Source organism: Flavobacterium azizsancarii (assembly GCF_027980145.1).
Classification (GTDB): Bacteria; Bacteroidota; Bacteroidia; order Flavobacteriales; family Flavobacteriaceae; genus Flavobacterium; species Flavobacterium azizsancarii.
Genome location: NZ_JAMZNK010000013.1, coordinates 77,828 through 98,016 on the forward strand (window position 1 = coordinate 77,828; position 20,189 = coordinate 98,016).

Consider the following 20,189-nt stretch of genomic DNA (forward strand, 5'->3'; position numbering starts at 1 on the left):
AATTGAAGTATAAAGCCAATATTGTTACTAAAGTTCAATTGAAAAAGGGTTGTTAAATTTTAAACTTCAGTCTGTTTGATACAAAAACTCGTTTTGTAAGCAGTTTTTTTATTGAACTTGTATTTTGTTAATTCTTTTTCTGAACAATAAAAATTGTATTGTGGTAAGCAACAAACCAATTGTTGAAAAAATGGCAAGCGTTGTCAAAATAGTAAAATTATGTAAGCGAATATCAATCAATACATTACTAATGATAAGGATAAAACAAAATAGTGGTATTCCTAAAAATGTTGAAAGTGACAGATAGAAATTATTTCTAATCTTTTCTACCAAATTTAGAAGAAGTACAAAAGAAGAAATAGCCATCGCAATAAAATATATAAATGCAAATCCCATATTTAATAACAGTTCTAAAATCTGGATCAATTTTTCGAATAAATTTCCATCCACCGTTTTTGTTGCTGCAATCACCATATTATAGATAAAAAATAATGCAACGCTTATCAGGAAATTAATTATCCAAAACTTAAATACAATTTTTTTCATTTTTTGTGAAGGTAGTTTTTAGTCCATTTTTTCGTCAAGATAAACAAAATCTCCTGTTTTCATTTTACCAAAAACTTCGGCTTTTAATAAAGGGTTGATGATGAACAAATAACCAACATAGTGTGGTTCTTTCTCTCCCGATGCAATCGTTTTATTCTCTTTATGAATTACTATTTTCATAGTTGTGCTTTCATCATCAAAAGCAGACACAAACCTTATAATTTTGTTTTTAGTGGTCCACTCATATATTGTAAAAGTTTCATTCCAATTATTCTTCAATTTTTTAGGCTTGCCATATTTTTTGACTAATTTGGTAATTAATCCATCACATTGTTTTGACGTAATTTCATCAGCAACAGCATTTATTACTTTTATTGTACCATTTATTGTTGTGGCTACATTAACCTTCTGGAACTGCTGATTTTCAAATACTGCCATTGTATCAATTGAGGTTGAACTTTTTTGACAATACTCTAAACCAATTGCTTTTTTATTTTCTGAATATTCATTTATATAAGTAGTGTCTTTTGCGACCAATTGAGAATGTACCGTTCCTTTTATTTCATAATAACCGTTATATTCTTTACTCTTGTTTTTCTCAGGATATAAGTCTAATATCTTGGTATCAAAATCAAAGCTTTCTAAGTTTAAAGGTTCTTCTCCAATGGGTTTGGTCTGTCCATAACAACTTGTAAACATTGCAGTGCTTAATAAAAGAAGTATTGTAATAATATTTTTCATTTCTGGTTTATGTTTATTTTATTACGGTCGTTCATAAAATTATTGTTAATTTATATGTATGCAAAACAAAGTCTCCCGTTTACACAAAGATTGATTTTTTCCTGTTATAAAAAAGCCACAAAAAGTTTTTCTTGTGGCTTTTTTTTACTGATGACAAATTGAATTATTTATACTTTAAAAACATCGATTCTTTCCATCCAGTCAATTCCTGATTCTAAAAACTGAAGTTTTGTTTTTACTATTTTGTCACTTTTGTCTCTTGGATTTTTGGTTATGAATCTTGCCATTGATTTATTAAAATCCAGCGTATATTTTTCATCAAAATCTTCATTTTTGTTAGAAGAAAAAGTAATCATATTATCTTTTGCACTCCATTTTCCCTTTCCGTATTTATTGACTTCCGGTGGAGTTCCGCCCTGCATTTTCGAATACGAATGAAATTCGAATGTTCCGTCCTGATTTAAGGTCAGTTTATATTCTATGATATGTTTTCCTTCTTCGTCTAGTGAACGCGTATAATTGCCAGCGAAATTGTTCGATTGTGCGAATATTGTTAGATTGAAAATTAAAAATAAGGTTGTTAGTAATAGTCTCATTAGTTTGGTTTTTTGTTGGTTAAAAAAAAGAATCAAAAGGTTTTATCAAAAGTAATTGGTTTGAATTTAAGTTCATTACGTGAAGCCGTAAAAAAATGTCTATTAATTACCCTAGTTTTGAAATTAGCAAAAATGCGAACTAATTAACCTCAAAACCTATGACAAAACATTACACAATTGAATTTTTTAAATTTGAAAAATTAAGCAAGATCCTGTTCTTATTTCTATCACTATTTGCTTTAACTACTTCATGCAATAAAGATGACGCTCCAGATGTAATAAAACCATCTCCTGGTACAGTAAAAGGAAATATAACTACAGTAGAAAATGGTGATTATCTTGTAGGCGTAACTGTAATTTTAAAACAAACAGGTCAGGAAGATAAAAGTGCTACTGTTGGAGCTGATGGTAATTTTACATTTAGCAACATACCAGCAGGAACCATTAGTTTGGTAAGTTCCTTTCCTTTGTATATTAGTCAAACTACTCCAGCTGTTGTACTAGCCGGACAGACAATAAATGTATCGGTAATTATGGGAGGTGATCCTTCCCTAAAGACCCTAATACCAGATGCTAAATTTGAAGAAGTATTAATTAAATATGGGTATGATGTTGCCCCTGTTGACGGAAGTATACCAACTTATAAAATTAGTAAGGTTAAAGAGTTGAATATAAATGATTCAGGCATTGCAGATCTCACAGGGATTCAGGATTTTAAAGCTTTAGAAAGTTTCTTTTATTCAAACTTATACACTACTTCTAATATAAGATTAACATCATTAGACCTTTCTAAAAATCTTGCCTTAAAAGAAATAAATGTTTCATACAACAAAATAACGACAATAAATATTTCTAAAAATACCGCTTTAGAAATATTAAAAATTAGTGATAATTTAATCGCCAATTTAGATCTTTCAAATCTTACTGCTTTGACTACATTACAATGTAGCAAAAATCCGCTAACTACTTTAGATCTCTCTAAGAATACTTTATTAAAAGAATTAAGTTTCAGTGGTAATATTACTACTATAGATTTATCTAAAAATACAGCACTATTAAAGCTATTTAGCGAAGGTGGTAAATTGAATGCGTTAGATGTTTCTAAAAATACTGCTTTAGAAGTCTTATGGACAGAGAACAACAATCTAACTACGCTAGACCTTTCTAAAAATGCAGCTCTAAAAAATCTATCTTGTGATGGCAATAATCTAACAACCTTAGATTTGAGTGCGAACACACTTTTATTTATGATTACATGTAGTGGAAACAAAATAACGACATTAAATGTTAGTAAAAATGTCAGCCTTGTAACATTATATTGTCCAAACAATCTTATTTCTGGTTTGGATTTGAGCAACAATCCAAAACTAACCAATTTTCATTGTCCTTATAATAAATTGATTTCTTTAGATCTTTCTAAAAATCCGCTTGTTGCGGCGGTAGAGGGAAATTATTTTGCTTGTAATAACAATCTATTAACTATATTAAATTTAAAAAATGGTAATAACAAAAAAATTAATGGAATTAATTTATTAGATAACGCGCCTACTCTTAAAATAATAGTAGATGATGTAGAGTATTCAAATGCTAATTGGAAACCAAATAAAGATACAAGTGCTACTTATATAAGTTCTCTTTAATACAACGATTATATCTTATCGAAGAACGCAAAGTTGTAAAAGCTTGTTCAAAGATTTCATTATTTTATAAAAGCTACCGGAATTATTTTCTGGTAGCTTTTTTTATTTTGCCTAAAGTTTATTGCAATAATATGATTTTATTTCTTTGTGGTTTATTGAAGTGGGCATGAAGTCGGGAGACTTCGCCACGGCGATCGCAGAGCGGGGAGTTTTTTACCCAAGAATGACTATTGCACTGATTTAAAAGATTTAATAAAATTGTAGCTTAGAATATAACCTAAATCTTCGCTTTGATAGTTGATACCAGCCGTATACAAATGGTTGTTTATATAAGAACTGTAAAATTCCTGAGTTAAAATTAGTACGTCAGTTTTAGGATGATACAGATGAACTAAAATTTTATTAAAGTCATATTTACCTAGTTTTAAATCACTTTTTGCAATGTCATATTTTATTCCTTTACCAGAATAGGTTTCATCCAGTAATTTAAGCATAAAAGCTTTGTATTCATCAAACGTCATCTTTTTTTTACCGATTAAAGACTCGTAGTTGGCGCTGAAAATATTGAATTTGTCTTTTTCAAAACTGATTAAAGTTGTACTAGTTCGGGTAATATTTTTTCCTTCTGTGGCATGTTCCTTCATAGCTTCGTAACCTTTGTCTTCTAATTCTTTTGCTCTTTCTTTTGATGTTATTATAAAGCCTTCGGGAATTTCAATTTGCCAATCGAATAAGTTGCATTTGTACTTGCCGTCTTCAATTTTTCCGTCTTCGTGATCTATTATCTCTTCCTTAATCGAAGAAGAATTAACTAGGTTTTGTTGGCAAAAGGAATGCAACGGAAAAAGCGTTAGTAATAAAAGGTTAAAGTATAGTTTTTTCATGATGTTTTTAGTTCGTTTATTTTGGAATTTTGGTGATGTTAATTACAAATCCTGATTTTCTATTGATTTTTGTATTCCAAATATTCCTGCCAGAATCATTATTAGTCCGAAAAAGCCAAATATAACAAAGTTCCAATATTTACGATCTGATTGAATAGTATTTACATCCGATAATTTTAAGTAATCTTTTTTTGATGATTTTAAACTAACAATGTTAATGTTTTCATTAAAAAAATATTTGTCAGCAAATGATAAGGAGTCTACTTTAATTAATTTTCGTTTATATTCGGATTTATTAATTCCAATAAATATAGAATCTCCTACTTTTATCTTATCCATTAAATCGTTTCTAGAAGTAGCATTTATCTCGTTGCCATTTATTATGAAGTTTAAATTAGGGTAGTTTTCTACATTAATCTTGATATAGCTATTTTTATTTTTAATGTATTGAATATGTTCTGAAGTTTTATCACCAAAAACAATAATATCTTGGACGTTGATATCTTTAACTTGTGATGAATTGTAAGCACCGAAAAGGAATAAAAACCCTATTAGTAATAAGAACAAAGCTACTTTTAAACCGAATTTTTGTTCCGTTAATTCTTCGATCTTGAAATTTCGAACTTTGTTTCTTGTAAGTTCATTTTTTAGTTCGAAATAATTATCATAAATACTGCTTGAAATTTTTATTTTTTCACCAGTTTTAATATACAATGTTAAGGTTTCCCATTTTTCATATCTTCCTTTATGTTGTTTTTGGGTGCAACTTTCCACATCATTCAGATTATAATTTTTTATTACTTTTCCATATAACGTAACAGTTAAATTGTTGTTTGCAATACAAAAGGATTTTATTGAAATTAGATTATAACTACAAATTAAAGAGATAATTATAAATACGATGGATAAAATAAGGCAGATGTTTCTTGAATGATTTTCGGGCGTATATTTAGTAAAACAGAATATGGCTAGAGATAAAAAGGCTAAAATCCCTAAAACATAATATGTCCAATATTCTTTTTTCTTTATTGATGTCAAATATGTTTCTGCCAATGTATTTTTTTTTAGGTTGTCATAAGGCTTGCGCCAATTAGGAATGTCAGCTTTTTAGACTCTACAGGTGTGATTATGATTTTTAAGAAGAAATACTTCGTAGTCAGGGGGTCGTAGTTGCACTAATAGTATGGTTTTGCTAATAATTTAGTTTTGTGTTTTTAACGATAAAATCAATTGCCAATTTTACTTTTTCAGGTTTAGTCAAAGTCAAAATCTTTTTTTTATTAGTTTTATTTTCGTCAGCCGTAAATATATTAAAACAACGTATCGAATAGTTTAAATCCGGCTCCCAATTACGTAATGCTTTTATGTTGTAAGTATACGCATAATTAGTTGAAAGGTTTCCTTGGGTCACAAAAAGTTGTTGAAAATCTGAGATCTCGATAAGGGTTTTTCGAAGCTTGAATCCAAATAAAAAAACTACATTATAAAGTTTATGGTTTTCTATAAATAAACCTTTCTTGGTAAATAAGATCGAAATGAAGATTGCAGTCAAAAAAAATAAAATGATCTCAAAACTATAATAAGATTTAAAATCAACCGAGTTAACCATTCCCAAAAACATCATTCCCGTGACAAAAGTCAAAGCAATTAAATTTTGAAATTGTTTGAAATCTAAATTTCTTTCCAGAATAATTTTCATTTTATAAATCCTGATTTACATATATTACTTTCATGTTTTTGTAGTTTGGATATTTTTGTTTGTTGATTTCTAAACAAGCAAAAGTTGCAGCTGCTTCGCCTACAGCACCAGTAGTAAAATCTACTTTGTATTTTATAAGTAAGGTATCATTTTTAATTTTCGGTGTGCAATCACCTATATCTACATAGATTCCGCCGCCGCCAACTATAAATAAAAACTGTGCAGTTTCTTTGTATAAACTATCCAGATTTCTTTTGTCGAGTGCTGAACCAAAATTAAGTTTTGTCTTCAGGGCATCTTCTTTGTTATCAATCCATTTGCTGTAGTTGAGGGAGTCGTTATATTGAAACTGATCAAATTCGCAGGAATACAATTTAAAATCCTGATTTTCGCTTTTGCAGCTAGTCATAATACCTATTAAAAAGACTATTATTCCCAATGTAAAATTGTTTTTCATAAACTGTTTCTAAATGCTGTTCGAACTTTAAATTTAAGACTTTTTGTATTTTGTGAAGTTATTCAAATTTAAAATAGCGACAATAGGAATCTAGCTTTTTCGAATTTACAGATATGATTACGATTTTAAGCAGCAATACTTCGTAATCGGGTGGAAACAGACTGCGGCTGGATTTCCTTAAAATTTTCATTAGTCAACGAGTCTATAAAATGAGTTTTCATTTTTTAAATATTATGCCTAACTGCGACAACAATCTCCAGATGATTGTCATAGTCTGGGTTAATAAATAATTGTGTACCATTTTCAAGAAGAACTGTACTTTCAAAATAACCTATAGTAATTTGTCCTAACTCACTATAAAATCCTTGAATGCGTTCTGTTTGAATACTTACAATTGACGAAAAAGGAATAAATTCTACCTTACCTGAAACTAAAGTTGTTTTTTGTAAACCATCTTCTACAACAATAATTTCATTAACCGTGCGAAGTTTAAGAATGTGGAGGAATATACTTAATGCTAAAAATAGAATTGATCCTAAAACTACTTTGTAATCTTCATTTCTAAAACCACTGAAAAGGATATAAAACCCCTAGCCCTGATAGAAGTGAAAATCCTTTTGTGCCGGGGTTCGGAACAAAAGATTGTAACGGATAGCAGGAAACAGGCTCCTAAAAACAATCACAATCCCACTAAATTTCCCCCTCAAAAAACACAATAAATCAATAATAGAATTTTAAACAAAAATTTCGTAAATTTGCACTCCAATAAAAGGAATTAGAAAATGTTAGATAGACTTCAAATAGTAAAACAACGTTTCGACGAGATTTCAGACTTAATTATCCAGCCGGATGTTATTTCTGATCAGAAACGTTATGTGCAATTGAATCAAGAGTACAAAAACCTGAAAGCATTGGCTGAAAAGCGTGATGAATATGTGCTTTTGATGGCTAATATAGATGAGGCAAACGAAATTATTGCGGATGGAAGTGATGCAGATATGACCGAAATGGCCAAAATGCAACTAGATGAAGCAAAACAAAGATTGCCAGAACTTGAGGAAGAAATCAAGTTTATGTTGATCCCTAAAGATCCAGAAGATGCTAAAAACGTGATGGTCGAGATTCGTGCCGGAACGGGTGGGGATGAAGCGAGTATCTTTGCAGGAGATTTATTTAGAATGTATACAAAGTATTGCGAGAACCAAGGATGGAGAACATCTGTGGTTGATATGAACGAAGGAACTTCTGGAGGTTTCAAAGAGGTTATTTTTGAGGTATCCGGAGAGGATGTTTACGGAACTTTGAAGTTTGAAGCCGGAGTACACCGTGTACAACGTGTTCCTCAGACAGAAACTCAGGGTCGTGTGCATACATCTGCAGCAACGGTAATGGTTTTGCCGGAAGCGGAAGAGTTTGATGTACAAATTGATATGAACGATGTTCGTGTTGATTTCTTCTGTTCATCAGGACCTGGCGGACAATCTGTAAATACTACGAAATCTGCGGTACGTTTAACGCACATTCCTACGGGATTAGTGGCGCAGTGTCAGGATCAGAAATCACAGCATAAAAACAAAGATAAAGCCTTAACGGTTTTACGTTCTCGTTTATACGAACAAGAATTGGCGAAGAAAGAGGCCGAAGATGCTACAAAACGTACATCTCAGGTAAGTTCTGGAGACAGATCTGCTAAGATTCGTACTTACAACTACGCACAAGGTCGTGTGACAGATCACAGAGTTGGTTTGACATTATACGATTTAGGAAATATTATGAATGGTGACATTCAGAAAATTGTTGCCGAGTTACAATTGGTAAACAATATGGAGAAATTGAAAGAAGCTTCGGAAGTTTTCTAAAGAAGGTTCAAAGGTTCAAAGGTTTTAGGGAGGCAAAGCAAATGTGTCTTTTAGGAGTTCTTTAAATTATAAAAACAGCCTGTTTCACTTGTGTGAAACAGGCTGTTTTTTTGTTCGAATGATTTGATTTTTGTTATCTTTTTTACTTAGATATTCATCAACGAAAAAACCATAGAGAAAAAGAAGTGAAGTCTTATTATACGATTACAAAGAAACCTTTGTCGCTTTGAACCTTAGTTCCTTTGCACTTCTAAAGAAAAAGAGACTATCTCAGATATGAAATAGTCTCTTTTTTGGTTCAGTAATAAGTCTTATTTTAGACTTGCAAAGAAACCTTTGCGCCTTTGTAACTTAGTACCTTTGAACCTTAATAAAAAAATATATAGTGAAGGATATTAACTGTTTAACCGTTTGTTTATAAAACGTATAAAGCAAGTTAGATACCTAGAAATACTCTCGTATATTCAAAACATTTATATAGATTTGAGTACATGTACACACCATTTTTTAATACTATTTCGCTAAGCTTTTCCATAATATATAATTTTTAGTTAGACAATTACTCTTTTGATTATTCTTTTTGTGATGATTCCTCGTTTGGGGATTCATGATGTGGTTTAGAAACTAAATTAGTAACGACAAGTTGCAATAGCGATCCAAAAATGCCTTTGAACATCGAAGTGCTTTTACCTACAACAAATCTTTTTGCGAGGTAACCTATCCCGATGCTTATGGCAGATTGTGCCAGATTGCTTTTGAAACCTACTGTTTCGTTGATTTCTTCAACGGTATTCCTGATGAGGTTAAGAGGTTTTAAGTTGTGCTTAATTTCATCGATTTCATCCTTAATGGCGCACCACTCGGCGTCCTGTCGATCTTCTAATAAACGTATCTTCTGATCTAATGAATCAAGTGTATAAATAGTTTCCATAACAGTCTTTTTTAGTTTTTCGATTAATTTGAATCAGATTTAATGTCTTTTTTAGTTTCTTTAAGAATACTGGAAACAATCATGTTTCCAATAGGAGTTTTAATAAGCTTATGCTGCGCCTTGTGCATGACAATGGCAACAATGAGGTAAAATAATGCCACGGCAAAAAAACCGTAATAATACTCTCCAAGTACTTTTCCAAGCCATAAACTAATCCCAATGTTCAGGAACAAGGTAAAAAATGCAACAACAGCGCCAACTGCTATTCTTGATGTTAATGTTGATAAGACATCTGCTGTGGCTGATACCGTTTTGAGTTTAATTAACTCTAAACTCGTTTTGGTATAGTTTTCTGCTTTTTCATAAAGATTTAAGTTCTCGTTTGTTGTTGCATCTGATTCCATGATAGAGGGTATTTATGATTTAAAAATTTCACTTCTTAGTAGTTCGTTTTTACATTTTTTGCTTCATCTTTGACAGCATTAAAATCTTCTTTTGCCTGGTTGAATTTTGCTTTTCCTTCTTCGATGATTTCTTTACCATTTGAAGAAAGAGTACTAACGATACCGTCAAGTTTTGATTTTAAATCATCTCCGTAATCTTTCGATTTATCTTTGATTTTTTTTCTAGTGTTTGATCCTTTGTCCGGTGCGAATAATACACCTAAAAACGCTCCTGCAGCTGCAGCTCCTAAAATTCCTAAAATTGTGTTACTTGCTTTCATAATATTTGATTTAGTGATTAATATAATTATTATTTATAATGTTGATTTTTTTTAAACTTCACGACCTTTGATAAGTCTGAATAGTATTGCGATAATGGCAATGACTAATAATATATGAATGATACTTCCTAAGCTATAAACAAAGAACCCAAGAGCCCAAAGAATAACCAGAATTACTGCGATTGTATATAATAAATTAGACATGGTTTTTATATTAAGGGGTTAATAATTGTTTTCTAGTTTAACTTGTATGATAAGTATACAGTCAGGTTGCTGTTTTTTGCATCCGGAAATGTATAAGTTGTTCCTGTTATTGCATCAGTTCTTTCTTTACCAACATTTGTTAATCCGTAGTTGTAACGTACACCAATACTGATTGGGTCAAAATCTACTCCAACACCTGCTGCAATACCAGCATCAAACTTGTTGAGGTCATCTCTGTCAATGTCTTGTTCAAAACTAACATCTCCGCTACCAGTTACTTTAGAACTTACTAAATATGAAGCATAACCACCGGCATGAATATTAAAGTTTTTAGTAATATTTACTCTTACTAATAAAGGAACTTCGATATAATTAAGTTTGAATTTTGCGTCTCCAGAAAGTAAAGCACTGTCATATTCTAATTTTGCACCCTTTGTAGTGAACAAAATCTCTGGTTGAATGGCGATATAATCAGAAATAGGTAATGTTGCATAAACCCCGGCGTTAAATCCGTATAATACATTATTGTCATCAGCATTGCTTTGATATAGGTTCGACATATTGAATCCTCCCTTTATACCAAATTCTGTGTTTACATTATTGTCCTGAGCGTGTAGCATTCCAAATGAAGCTGTTAAAAAAAGTGTTAAGGCGCATAAAAAATTTGATTGCATTTTCATAGTTAAAATAATTTAGTTAATAATAGATATATAGGCATTTAAATAATCTCGTTGTTGATCCTTTGCATTTCGCGTAAGATCTGATATTGTTCAGGTAAATAGTGCAATACAATTTTTAGTATTTCCTTGTCGTTCGTCTCTTTCGAAATTGATTCAAACAGATTAATTTGTTCTTTTAAAGATTCAGCCATAGAAGTCAAATAAATTTTGTTAAAACTTGTAATGTTAGAATCGATCAAATCGTATAAATCTCTTTTGTGTGTTGCATTTATTTCAGTAATAATAATGAGCTTTTTATTGGCTAATTTTGAAACTTCCTGTAACAATTCTGTTTGTTCGATCTCTGTTTTTCGACTTAAATCCTGTATCGCAAAATCTGAACTTTTTTGTTGTGCAATTTGGCTTTTTGAAATAATTGATTTAGTCACATTTGCTGTTGCAATAAAAAAGAAAGCTTCGATTTCTTCTTTTTCCGTTTTTACAAAAGCTTCACTTTTTAATGAATTTTCTATTGGATTGGTTTTCTTGCATGATGAAATACAAACTAAAATTATCAATAAAAAAAATCTAAAAAATATCGCTTTCAATTGGGGCGCTGCTTTCATTATTACTTCATAAAGTATTACATTACAAAGATGCTAACGAATCAAACGTTTTGCTTTACAGCATAAAAACGAATGTTTATATAATTCCCATAATGAGATTATTTGCGCTTTCAGTTCTTTGTTTTACAGGTAATTATTGAAGAAAAATTTGTCCATAAAAAAAGGAAACCATCAGTTCGACTGATGGCTTCCTTTTATATTTTTTTATAATAAAGTAAAATTCTTTTTCTTACAGATTTTTTTTTGGGGAGTTTTCAGTCTCAGTAATCAGCCTCAGTGATCAGTATTTAGTCTCAGTAATCAGTGTCAGTAATCAGTCTCAGTGATCAGTTTAAAATTGTGACTGTAAGCTGTGACTGCAATTTTTTTTTAAACTGTAAACTGCGACAGTAAACTGTAAACTAAAAAAAACTACTCCGGAAGAAACACTGTAAAAACCGAACCTTTATTAGGTGTACTATCGGCTATAATATGACCTTTGTGATTGTCTACGATTTTTTTGCAAATCGCCAGGCCAATTCCGGTTCCGGGATAATCTGTTTTAGAGTGCAAACGCTGAAACAAAACAAATATGGTTTCCTTGAACTGAGGATCAAACCCCATTCCGTTATCAGTAAAGGTAATTTTATGAAATTTCTTTACATTGGGCTCTAATAAATCCGGATAATCTGCCGAGTTTACTTTTTCACTTTCAATCTTAATTTCAGGTACCGTATCCGGTTGACTGTATTTTAAGGAATTTCCAATCAGGTTTATAAAAAGCTGTTCGATTTGGTACGGAATAACCGCCAGCTTAGGCAATTTAGAAACTGTAATAACAGCTTTCTTTTCTTCGATGATTTCAGCCAGTTCAGACTCGGCATTTTCAAGAAGTTCATTTAAGCTTAGTTTTATAAACTCTTTTTTGGTTGTATTCGTTCTCGAGAATAAAAGTAAGTCGTCTATTAAAACACGCATCCTTTTTGCCGAAACTTCTATTTTAGAAATATAAGCTTTGGCACTTTCAGATAAAACCGCTTTATCGGCTTCAGAAATTCGGGATACAAAAGTTTGTATTTTTCTAAGAGGTTCCTGCAAATCATGACTTGCAACATGATTAAATGACGCCAGTTCTTTATTGCTTTTTTCTAATTCTCTGTTACGTTCCTGAAGTTCGATGTTCAGTAAATGTTCATCGGTAATATCAAAATTAATTCCAAGTAAAATTTTGCTTCCTTGTTGATCCGTCAAAAGTTTTCCGGTAGATTTAAAATATCTTATTTCATAATCCGGACGTGTAATTTTATAGTAAACAAATGGTAGTTGTTTTTTCTCGACAATGTTTTCCATAGATTTCGCTACCTTTTCTTTGTCATCAGGATGTACAAACTCAAGAAAAGTTTCTTTTACAGGCACAAACGCATTTGGCTCATAACCCAGTAAACGATATTGATTGTCTGAATAATCGATTTTGTCAGAATCTAAATCCCATTGCCAGGTGCTGAATTTACCAATGCTTTCAGATTCAGCCATTAGTCCGCTCGAAATCAAAAGTTTTTTATTGTAGATTTTCAAACGTTCAAAATCACGGCTAATTTGTCTGTAAGCCAACAGAATAAAAAGTAACGCAACCAAAAACAGGGAAATAGAAAATAGGGGACTCAAGGAAATTTCTGCAGCATAAATCTTAAGTCTTTTTGCCAGATAATTTTTCTCGATATCGTTCATTTCGTCCACCTGAAAACGAATGTTTTCCATCAGGATTCGACCACCAAACATATGATTGTCGAGTTTTCGCTTATCATATGTTTTAGGATCGCTGTATTTTAGACAATTTTCAAAAGAAACAAAACGCTGAATAATTAGCTTAAATAATTTTTCAAGATTTTTTTGCTGTTTCGGATTGTCCGTAGTAAGTTTTTTTAAGGTAATAAATGAAGTGTTTACTTTATCACGCGAATAAATATAAGGCGTCAAAAATCGTGCATTTCGTGTAATTATATAACCACGCTGCCCTGTTTCAGCATCCTTAATCGCCGACATTAATCGCTCTAATTGAATGTTTATTTCGTACGTATGCATTACAACTTTGCTGGATTCGTCTAAATCCTTATTGTGTTTGTAAGCAATAGATGAAAGAAATAACAGAATGAAAACCGCGATTACAAAAATAACTCTCAATGAGTTTGAAGAATTAAAATTTGGTATCCATTTCATTGGTATGCTATTATTTTAATCGAAGCAGGAAATTATCACGGTTTAACCCAGAGGTATGGTAGTGCCAGTTTACTGTAACGACTTCATTAATTATTTTTTTAAGCGTGTTAAAATCGCTTGGTTTTTTGATATAAATATTGGCACCCTGAATAAAAGTATCCTCAATATCCTCTTCTGATGATGAAGTAGAATAAATGGCAATAATAATATTTTTAAGGTGTTCCGTTTTTTTAATTTCGATCAAACATTCTTTACCTGTTTTTTTAGGCATATTCAAATCCAGAAACAATATATCGGGTAATTTCGCATTTGGATCCATCAAATGCTCCATTAATTGCATTCCGTCATGAACAAAGTCTACTTTTGTCTGAATTTTTATTTCTTCAAAAGCATCCTTAAAAAAAAGACGATCATCTTCATCATCATCAGCCAATAAAATGTATAATGCGTTTTTTTGCATTTTAGTGTGGTATTTGGGTTTTATTTTAAATTTTCTCTACGTTTCTTAATTATCCTCTGAAAAGCCGATGGCGTAATTCCGGTTGTATTCTTAAACTGAGTACTCAAATGCGCAACACTCGAGTAGTTAAGTAAAAAAGCAATTTCGGTCAAACTCATTTCATTAATAATAATTAATTGTTTGGCTCTTTCAATTTTCTGTAAAATGATAAAATTTTCGATAGACGAGTAAGTCACTTCCGAAAAAACATTTGATAAATAGCCGTAACTGTGGTTTAATTTCTCTGCTAGAAACACAGAACTTTTATAATTATTGCTGTCTTCCATGAAAACAAGCTCGATTATAGCGTCTTTTATTTTTTGAACCAGAACACTTTTCTGATTTTCAACAACTTCAAAACCACAAGGCAATAAATTATTTTTTAAAGTCTCGAGTGCATCAGCATCTATATTGTCAGCAATTTCTATCTCGCCAAATCCCAGAGTTGTAAAATTAACATTTTGTTGTTCCAGGTTTTGTTTCAAAAAAAGTGAGCAAATAGTGTTGATGTCGAACTTTATAAATAGTTTCATTTTATAGAAATTTTGTTAAAGATAATTAATTTATTTTTGGTTACAGAGTTTAATGCTTGCAAGCAATGAAGCATATGAATGAATTTAAATAAAAGTCTCAAAAAAATACCGCCTAATATTGTTGTACTAGACGGTATTTGTAGTTGATTTATAAGGTCTTACAAATCTGCAATGATTTTGCGAACCTCATCTTTAGTTTTTCCGAGTTTTTGTTGAAGTTTTCCGTACATTTCGTCTTCTTTTCCTTCATCGTACAACAAATCATCATCAGTAAGATCTGCATATTGTTGTTTCAATTTTCCTTTTAACTCATTCCAGTTACCTTTTATTTCTGTAGTATTCATGATATAGTTTTTTGTATTTATAATATTGTAAAATTCCGAAATCTTCTTTGTTTGCTTGTTATATGAATTTTGAAAAGCGTTTCATAATTCACATTTGATGTTTTTTTTAGACCTGATAACGGCGCAAAACCCAAGCCATTTTTTCGTGTTGTTGAAGCAAACCAGTCACAAAATCAGCAGAACCAATATCATTGTTATTGTCACTCTCAAAAGCCGGAACATATTCTCTAAATTCGGTTACCAATTGTTCATGGTTTTCTAAAAGCTCTCCAAGCATGTGTTTTTGCGAAGCATATTCTTTTGGAGATTCTTTTAGAGTAGAATTTTCGATAAACTCATTCATTGTTCCAATCGTTTTTTCGCCAAGCTGGCTAATGCGTTCAGCAACTTCATCAATATTAGCTTCTAAAATTCGATACTGTTCTTCAAACAATTTATGCAACTCCATAAAACTATTTCCGGAAATATTCCAATGAAATTTTCTCGTTTTTACGTAAAGCGTCATTTCATTAGATAAAATCGTGGCTAATATAGAGGTACTCTTCTTTAAGTTTTCTGGCGTTATTCCGATATGTGGAGTCATAATTGTTTGATTTTATGTTCGTTATCAAAAATAGAATACAACCATTAAATTTTTCTTACATAATTAATACCAGATGTTACATGAATTCAATGTTACGGTAACCTTTGTGTAGATCTAAAAGTGTAGTTTTGCCCCCGAATTTATATAAAAACCAAAATTTTAATGAAAAAAAAATTACTTAGTTTAATACTTATTGCAATTTCATTTTCGGCCACAGCCCAGTCTTATATTGGGTATACGCATGATAATTATGCAGGTGTACAAAGTGTGCTTTTTAATCCGGCTTCTATTGCCGATTCTCGTTTTAAAACTGATGTTAATTTGTTTTCTATAAGCGGCTCAGTAGGAAATGACTTATATGGAGTAAACATTTTTGATACTTATAAGAAAGGATATGATTTTGACAGCCAGTCTAAAATAACGCCAAAAAGTGCCAATAATGGTATTGCTAATTTTGATATTATGGGACCTTCTTTCATGTTCAATATTGCTCCCAAGCATACTATTGCGTTATTTACGCGCGCAAGATCTGTGACTAATCTAAGAAATATAAACGGTAGCCTTGTAGATCAGGTAAAAGACGGTCTGGATAAAGCAAGCGATTTTAATTTTAATGCCGGTAATCCAAACGGAGCTTCAAACACCTGGGCAGAAGTTGGACTTTCGTATGCAACAGTTTTATACCAAAAAGACCAGCATTTTTTAAAAGGAGGTTTAACAGCCAAATATTTGCAGGGTGGTGTAAACGGATATGTAAAAGGCAAGGATGTTAGTGTTGTCTATAATGAAAATACAGTAAATCCTGAACAGGGAACTCTTGTCTCTAACGGACAAATTACTGTGGGAACAAGTCAGGATTTCGAAGCAAAAGAGGATTATGATTTTGACCCAAAGTCAATGGGATTTGGTTTTGATTTTGGATTGGTGTACGAATGGAGACCGGATTATGATCAATATGATTTGAGCAAGGCAAAATCGGCCGACAATAATTTTAGGGATTTAAACAAATACAAATTACGTTTTGGATTATCTGTTACCGATATCGGATCAATTAATTATAAAAATTCAAGAGAGGATGTTTACAATGTAAATGGTACCATCACTCAGGAAATGATTAATGATGCGGGCAATTTCTATGATTTCCTGAATGAGCATTATACTAAAATAGCTTCTATAAAAGGTACAAAAACAAACTTGCCTACAGCACTTCACGCTGATGTAGACTGGAATATGTACAAGAAATTCTACCTGAATCTTAACGGAGATATCAATATGGTTTCTGCCAATAAAATAAATGGTTACGGAATCGCTGATCGTATCACCCTGACACCTCGCTACGAAAGCAGATGGTTCAGTTTTTATGTGCCAATAACGTATATGGAGTATAGCGGAATGCAGGTTGGTTCAGGATTACGCGCTGGAGCTTTCTTTATTGGTTCTGGTTCTATTCTTACCAATTTAGCCTCGAAAGATTCAAAAGCAGCTGATTTTTATCTAGGGATGAAAATTCCGGTTTATGAAAAGAAATTCAAAGATACAGACGGAGACGGAATCATAGATAAAGAAGATGCTTGTAGAAAAGTAGCGGGTCCTGTAGAAAACAACGGATGCCCTTGGCCGGATACAGATAAAGATGGTGTTTTTGATAAAGACGATGCCTGTCCGGATGTTGCTGGTCCTGCAGAGAATAAAGGTTGTCCCTGGAAAGATTCTGACGGAGATACGCTGCTCGATAATGTAGATGCTTGCCCAACAATTGCCGGTCCGATAGAAAACAAAGGCTGTCCTTGGCCGGATACAGATGGAGATGGCGTTTTAGACAAAGATGATGCTTGCCCAACTATTGCAGGTCCTGCAGAAAATAAAGGTTGCCCGATTTTAGATGCAGATAAAGACGGAGTTCCGGATAATATCGACGAATGTCCGCTAATTGCTGGCCCTGCAGAAAATAAAGGTTGTCCTAAGGTTACAAAAGCTACTCTGGAGAAATTAAAAGTAGAAGCTAAATCGATCTTTTTCGTTACAGGAAAAGCAACGTTAAGCGATGCTAAAAAAGGTGTAACCTCAGGAAGGTTAGACGCGATCAAAGAGATTTTGAAAAATTATCCAAATGCTAAATTTGCGATCAACGGACATACTGATAATGTTGGAAATCCTAAAGCAAACCAGAAATTATCTGAAGCGCGAGCAAAAGTAGTTATGGATGCCTTGATTGCCAAAGGAGTAAATCCGGATAATCTGACTTCGCAAGGTTTTGGAGCAACAAAACCAGTTGCATCTAATAAAACTGCTGCCGGAAGAGCAGAGAACAGAAGAACAGAAATTGTTTATTTAGGTAATTTGTAAGCCTGAATTGAATATAAAACTAAAAAGCCATTCGTAATTGAATGGCTTTTTTTATTTTTGCGTACTTCTAAAATAGAATCCTTTCTAAAGTAGTAGAAGAACTAAAAAAACAAGAATGACAACACAACAACTACACGAACAAATCCTTTTAAAAAAATCATTTTTATGCGTTGGATTAGATCCCGATCTAAGTAAAATTCCATCTCATTTATTAGAAACCGAAGATCCTATTTTCGAATTCAATAAAGCCATAATCGATGCTACACATGATTTGGCTGTGGGATACAAACCCAACACTGCATTTTTTGAAGCTTATGGTATAAAAGGATGGATGTCTTTGCAAAAAACAATCAACTATATCAATGAGAATTTTCCTGAAATTTTCACGATTGCAGATGCAAAACGTGGCGATATAGGAAATACGTCCAGCATGTATGCGAAAGCTTTTTTTGAAGACCTGAATTTTGATAGTGTAACTGTTGCTCCTTATATGGGAAAAGATTCGGTAGAGCCATTTTTGGCTTTCGAAAACAAACATACTATCATGTTAGCACTAACTTCTAACGAAGGTGCTTTTGATTTTCAGACGTTGACAACAAACGGAAAAGAATTATACAAACAGGTTTTAGAAACTTCTAAAACATGGAAAAATAGCCACAATTTAATGTATGTGGTTGGTGCTACAAAAGCCGAATATTTTGCTGATATCAGAAAAATTGTTCCGGATAGCTTCTTATTAGTTCCCGGAATTGGCGCTCAGGGCGGAAGTTTATCTGAAGTTTGCAAATACGGAATGAACGATCAAGTTGGTTTATTAGTAAATTCAGCAAGAGCGATTATCTACGCCTCAAAAGGAACTGACTTTGCCGAAAAAGCAAGAGAAGAAGCATTGAAAGTACAAAAGGAAATGGAAGAAATTATTCGTTTAAACTTTCAGGTTTAAGGTTTTACTTTGAACACAATTTACCACAGAGTTACACAAAGTTTTTCGCAAAGCTTCACAAAGTTTTTTGCTTTATTTTTCTTCGAGTTTCTCTGTGAAAAACTTTGTGTAACTCTGTGGTAGAAAAACACAATCATAAAACTTGAAACAAAGAAAACCTGAAACAAAATTCAAATGAAACAATTATCTGATCAGCTTGGTACTTTACATTCTTTTGAGAAAACCCCTAAACGTATTATTTCTTTAGTGCCTTCTCAAACAGAATTACTGTATGATTTAGGTTTAGAAGAAAAAATCATAGGAATCACCAAGTTTTGTGTACATCCGTATCATTTAAAATCGACTAAGAAAATGGTGGGTGGAACCAAGAAAATCCATTTTGAGAAGATTAAATTGCTTCAGCCTGATATTATTATTTGCAATAAAGAAGAAAACACACAGGAAATCGTCGATCAATTAAGTGCGATTTGTCCGGTTTGGGTAACGAATATTATTACGATAGAAGATAATTTTCAAATGATTTCAGATTTTGGACAACTCTTTAATTGCAGGACAGAATCTCAAAAATGGAATGACAAACTGGCTTTCGCTTTAAGCGATTTCAAAAAATATGTTCAGGATATTCCGGTACAGAAAGCAGCTTATTTTATCTGGAAAAATCCGTTTATGGTAGCAGGAAAAGATACTTATATTAATGAATTATTAAAGTTAAATCACTTCTCGAATATCTACGAAGACAAAGGGCGTTATCCTGAAGTCGAAATAAAAAAAATGCGCATTGAAGGTGATCCTGATTTGGTTTTACTTTCATCAGAACCCTATCCTTTTAAAGAAGAAGACGCTTTTGAGATTGGAAGATTTACACATCACGCCAAAACTATTTTTGTAGATGGCGAAATGTTCTCCTGGCACGGGAGTAGATTACTCAAGGCTTTTCCGTATTTTAAAATTCTGCACGAAAGACTGAAAAATTAGTTTCAGGTTTATCTTGTTTCAAGTTTCAGGTTTGCATGACTTAGAACATAATTTTACTGCAAAGTCCGTAAAGTTTTTTACTATTAAGTTTTTATAAAAAAGAGAAGTTCGCAAAGTTTTGTGTTGATTTAGCTTTTCGAACTTTACCTACTTATATATTATCAAATAAACCTTTGCGAACTTTGCGTAAGTCTTTGCGAATCT

At 32.1% G+C, this 20,189-nt stretch carries 23 protein-coding genes; 5 read left to right on the forward strand and 18 right to left on the reverse strand.

All coding sequences use genetic code 11. The features are described from left to right. Nucleotides 1-108: 108 nt before the first annotated feature. The 3 genes from NJT12_RS10395 to NJT12_RS10405 all read right to left on the reverse strand — a co-directional run bounded on the left by NJT12_RS10395 (nucleotide 109) and on the right by NJT12_RS10405 (nucleotide 1,883). Nucleotides 109-546, reverse strand: coding sequence for a hypothetical protein (locus tag NJT12_RS10395; protein WP_271335835.1), 438 nt, complete (start codon nucleotides 544-546; stop codon nucleotides 109-111). A gap of 18 nt (nucleotides 547-564) precedes the next feature. Next, on the reverse strand, nucleotides 565-1,287 hold the full coding sequence (locus NJT12_RS10400) for a hypothetical protein (protein ID WP_271335836.1): 723 nt from the start codon (nucleotides 1,285-1,287) through the stop codon (nucleotides 565-567). 167 nt (nucleotides 1,288-1,454) lie between these two features. After that, a complete protein-coding gene (locus NJT12_RS10405; RefSeq protein WP_271335837.1) occupies nucleotides 1,455-1,883 on the reverse strand; it encodes a copper resistance protein NlpE N-terminal domain-containing protein in 429 nt (142 codons plus the stop codon). Between the two features lie 158 nt (nucleotides 1,884-2,041). On the opposite strand from NJT12_RS10405, the gene NJT12_RS10410 reads away from it, so the two are divergent. Beyond that, nucleotides 2,042-3,523, forward strand: a complete 1,482-nt coding sequence (locus tag NJT12_RS10410) for a carboxypeptidase regulatory-like domain-containing protein (protein ID WP_271335838.1) — start codon at nucleotides 2,042-2,044, stop codon at nucleotides 3,521-3,523. A 227-nt stretch (nucleotides 3,524-3,750) separates the two neighbouring features. Here NJT12_RS10410 and NJT12_RS10415 read toward each other — a convergent pair whose 3' ends face one another. The 4 genes from NJT12_RS10415 to NJT12_RS10430 all read right to left on the reverse strand — a co-directional run bounded on the left by NJT12_RS10415 (nucleotide 3,751) and on the right by NJT12_RS10430 (nucleotide 6,563). Next, a complete protein-coding gene (locus NJT12_RS10415; RefSeq protein ID WP_271335839.1) occupies nucleotides 3,751-4,407 on the reverse strand; it encodes a hypothetical protein in 657 nt (218 codons plus the stop codon). A 42-nt stretch (nucleotides 4,408-4,449) separates the two neighbouring features. Next, a complete protein-coding gene (locus NJT12_RS10420; RefSeq protein WP_271335840.1) occupies nucleotides 4,450-5,460 on the reverse strand; it encodes a hypothetical protein in 1,011 nt (336 codons plus the stop codon). 139 nt (nucleotides 5,461-5,599) lie between these two features. After that, nucleotides 5,600-6,106: a hypothetical protein gene (locus tag NJT12_RS10425; protein WP_271335841.1), complete on the reverse strand. Its 507-nt coding sequence runs from the start codon at nucleotides 6,104-6,106 to the stop codon at nucleotides 5,600-5,602. Between the two features lies 1 nt (nucleotide 6,107). Further along, nucleotides 6,108-6,563, reverse strand: coding sequence for a hypothetical protein (locus NJT12_RS10430; RefSeq protein ID WP_271335842.1), 456 nt, complete (start codon nucleotides 6,561-6,563; stop codon nucleotides 6,108-6,110). A gap of 782 nt (nucleotides 6,564-7,345) precedes the next feature. Between NJT12_RS10430 and prfA the strand changes: the two genes are divergently transcribed. Continuing rightward, nucleotides 7,346-8,422, forward strand: coding sequence for a peptide chain release factor 1 (prfA, locus tag NJT12_RS10435; RefSeq protein WP_271335843.1), 1,077 nt, complete (start codon nucleotides 7,346-7,348; stop codon nucleotides 8,420-8,422). Nucleotides 8,423-8,993: 571 nt separating this feature from the next. On the opposite strand, the gene NJT12_RS10440 is transcribed toward prfA, so the two are convergent. From NJT12_RS10440 to NJT12_RS10490, 11 genes are all read right to left on the reverse strand, one after another. Then, a complete protein-coding gene (locus NJT12_RS10440; RefSeq protein WP_271335844.1) occupies nucleotides 8,994-9,353 on the reverse strand; it encodes a hypothetical protein in 360 nt (119 codons plus the stop codon). A 23-nt stretch (nucleotides 9,354-9,376) separates the two neighbouring features. Beyond that, complete coding sequence (locus tag NJT12_RS10445) at nucleotides 9,377-9,757, reverse strand: hypothetical protein (RefSeq protein ID WP_271335845.1); 381 nt, start codon at nucleotides 9,755-9,757, stop codon at nucleotides 9,377-9,379. A gap of 35 nt (nucleotides 9,758-9,792) precedes the next feature. Then, nucleotides 9,793-10,077 carry a YtxH domain-containing protein gene (locus tag NJT12_RS10450; protein ID WP_271335846.1) on the reverse strand — a complete coding sequence of 95 codons (285 nt, stop codon included), beginning with the start codon at nucleotides 10,075-10,077 and terminating at the stop codon, nucleotides 9,793-9,795. Nucleotides 10,078-10,128: 51 nt separating this feature from the next. Then, a complete protein-coding gene (locus NJT12_RS10455; RefSeq protein WP_109746162.1) occupies nucleotides 10,129-10,281 on the reverse strand; it encodes a lmo0937 family membrane protein in 153 nt (50 codons plus the stop codon). A 32-nt stretch (nucleotides 10,282-10,313) separates the two neighbouring features. Continuing rightward, a complete protein-coding gene (locus tag NJT12_RS10460; RefSeq protein WP_271335847.1) occupies nucleotides 10,314-10,961 on the reverse strand; it encodes a porin family protein in 648 nt (215 codons plus the stop codon). Between the two features lie 38 nt (nucleotides 10,962-10,999). Further along, entirely contained in the window at nucleotides 11,000-11,566 is a 567-nt protein-coding gene (locus NJT12_RS10465) for a DUF4142 domain-containing protein (RefSeq protein WP_271335848.1), read from the reverse strand. A 411-nt stretch (nucleotides 11,567-11,977) separates the two neighbouring features. Further along, the gene (locus NJT12_RS10470) at nucleotides 11,978-13,762 is read right to left on the reverse strand and encodes a sensor histidine kinase (RefSeq protein ID WP_271335849.1); all 1,785 of its coding nucleotides are present in this window, start codon (nucleotides 13,760-13,762) and stop codon (nucleotides 11,978-11,980) included. Nucleotides 13,763-13,772: 10 nt separating this feature from the next. Then, on the reverse strand, nucleotides 13,773-14,222 hold the full coding sequence (locus tag NJT12_RS10475) for a response regulator (RefSeq protein ID WP_271335850.1): 450 nt from the start codon (nucleotides 14,220-14,222) through the stop codon (nucleotides 13,773-13,775). Nucleotides 14,223-14,242: 20 nt separating this feature from the next. Then, complete coding sequence (locus NJT12_RS10480; protein ID WP_271335851.1) at nucleotides 14,243-14,794, reverse strand: helix-turn-helix domain-containing protein; 552 nt, start codon at nucleotides 14,792-14,794, stop codon at nucleotides 14,243-14,245. A 158-nt stretch (nucleotides 14,795-14,952) separates the two neighbouring features. Beyond that, nucleotides 14,953-15,138: a CsbD family protein gene (locus tag NJT12_RS10485; protein ID WP_055098382.1), complete on the reverse strand. Its 186-nt coding sequence runs from the start codon at nucleotides 15,136-15,138 to the stop codon at nucleotides 14,953-14,955. Between the two features lie 106 nt (nucleotides 15,139-15,244). Continuing rightward, nucleotides 15,245-15,721, reverse strand: coding sequence for a Dps family protein (locus tag NJT12_RS10490; RefSeq protein ID WP_271335852.1), 477 nt, complete (start codon nucleotides 15,719-15,721; stop codon nucleotides 15,245-15,247). Between the two features lie 162 nt (nucleotides 15,722-15,883). On the opposite strand from NJT12_RS10490, the gene NJT12_RS10495 reads away from it, so the two are divergent. The 3 genes from NJT12_RS10495 to NJT12_RS10505 all read left to right on the forward strand — a co-directional run bounded on the left by NJT12_RS10495 (nucleotide 15,884) and on the right by NJT12_RS10505 (nucleotide 19,985). Next, complete coding sequence (locus tag NJT12_RS10495) at nucleotides 15,884-18,067, forward strand: DUF5723 family protein (RefSeq protein ID WP_271335853.1); 2,184 nt, start codon at nucleotides 15,884-15,886, stop codon at nucleotides 18,065-18,067. A gap of 115 nt (nucleotides 18,068-18,182) precedes the next feature. Then, nucleotides 18,183-19,010, forward strand: coding sequence for an orotidine-5'-phosphate decarboxylase (gene pyrF, locus NJT12_RS10500; RefSeq protein ID WP_271335854.1), 828 nt, complete (start codon nucleotides 18,183-18,185; stop codon nucleotides 19,008-19,010). 174 nt (nucleotides 19,011-19,184) lie between these two features. Beyond that, on the forward strand, nucleotides 19,185-19,985 hold the full coding sequence (locus tag NJT12_RS10505; RefSeq protein WP_271335855.1) for an ABC transporter substrate-binding protein: 801 nt from the start codon (nucleotides 19,185-19,187) through the stop codon (nucleotides 19,983-19,985). Nucleotides 19,986-20,189: the final 204 nt, after the last annotated feature.

Coding starts and splice junctions, on each gene's coding strand:
- NJT12_RS10395 (WP_271335835.1), bottom strand. CDS start 546: ATGAAAAAAATTGTATTTAAGTTTTGGATAATTAATTTCCTGATAAGC.
- NJT12_RS10400 (WP_271335836.1), bottom strand. CDS start 1,287: ATGAAAAATATTATTACAATACTTCTTTTATTAAGCACTGCAATGTTT.
- NJT12_RS10405 (WP_271335837.1), bottom strand. CDS start 1,883: ATGAGACTATTACTAACAACCTTATTTTTAATTTTCAATCTAACAATA.
- NJT12_RS10410 (WP_271335838.1), top strand. CDS start 2,042: ATGACAAAACATTACACAATTGAATTTTTTAAATTTGAAAAATTAAGC.
- NJT12_RS10415 (WP_271335839.1), bottom strand. CDS start 4,407: ATGAAAAAACTATACTTTAACCTTTTATTACTAACGCTTTTTCCGTTG.
- NJT12_RS10425 (WP_271335841.1), bottom strand. CDS start 6,106: ATGAAAATTATTCTGGAAAGAAATTTAGATTTCAAACAATTTCAAAAT.
- NJT12_RS10430 (WP_271335842.1), bottom strand. CDS start 6,563: ATGAAAAACAATTTTACATTGGGAATAATAGTCTTTTTAATAGGTATT.
- prfA (WP_271335843.1), top strand. CDS start 7,346: ATGTTAGATAGACTTCAAATAGTAAAACAACGTTTCGACGAGATTTCA.
- NJT12_RS10440 (WP_271335844.1), bottom strand. CDS start 9,353: ATGGAAACTATTTATACACTTGATTCATTAGATCAGAAGATACGTTTA.
- NJT12_RS10445 (WP_271335845.1), bottom strand. CDS start 9,757: ATGGAATCAGATGCAACAACAAACGAGAACTTAAATCTTTATGAAAAA.
- NJT12_RS10450 (WP_271335846.1), bottom strand. CDS start 10,077: ATGAAAGCAAGTAACACAATTTTAGGAATTTTAGGAGCTGCAGCTGCA.
- NJT12_RS10455 (WP_109746162.1), bottom strand. CDS start 10,281: ATGTCTAATTTATTATATACAATCGCAGTAATTCTGGTTATTCTTTGG.
- NJT12_RS10460 (WP_271335847.1), bottom strand. CDS start 10,961: ATGAAAATGCAATCAAATTTTTTATGCGCCTTAACACTTTTTTTAACA.
- NJT12_RS10465 (WP_271335848.1), bottom strand. CDS start 11,566: ATGAAAGCAGCGCCCCAATTGAAAGCGATATTTTTTAGATTTTTTTTA.
- NJT12_RS10470 (WP_271335849.1), bottom strand. CDS start 13,762: ATGAAATGGATACCAAATTTTAATTCTTCAAACTCATTGAGAGTTATT.
- NJT12_RS10475 (WP_271335850.1), bottom strand. CDS start 14,222: ATGCAAAAAAACGCATTATACATTTTATTGGCTGATGATGATGAAGAT.
- NJT12_RS10480 (WP_271335851.1), bottom strand. CDS start 14,794: ATGAAACTATTTATAAAGTTCGACATCAACACTATTTGCTCACTTTTT.
- NJT12_RS10485 (WP_055098382.1), bottom strand. CDS start 15,138: ATGAATACTACAGAAATAAAAGGTAACTGGAATGAGTTAAAAGGAAAA.
- NJT12_RS10490 (WP_271335852.1), bottom strand. CDS start 15,721: ATGACTCCACATATCGGAATAACGCCAGAAAACTTAAAGAAGAGTACC.
- NJT12_RS10495 (WP_271335853.1), top strand. CDS start 15,884: ATGAAAAAAAAATTACTTAGTTTAATACTTATTGCAATTTCATTTTCG.
- pyrF (WP_271335854.1), top strand. CDS start 18,183: ATGACAACACAACAACTACACGAACAAATCCTTTTAAAAAAATCATTT.
- NJT12_RS10505 (WP_271335855.1), top strand. CDS start 19,185: ATGAAACAATTATCTGATCAGCTTGGTACTTTACATTCTTTTGAGAAA.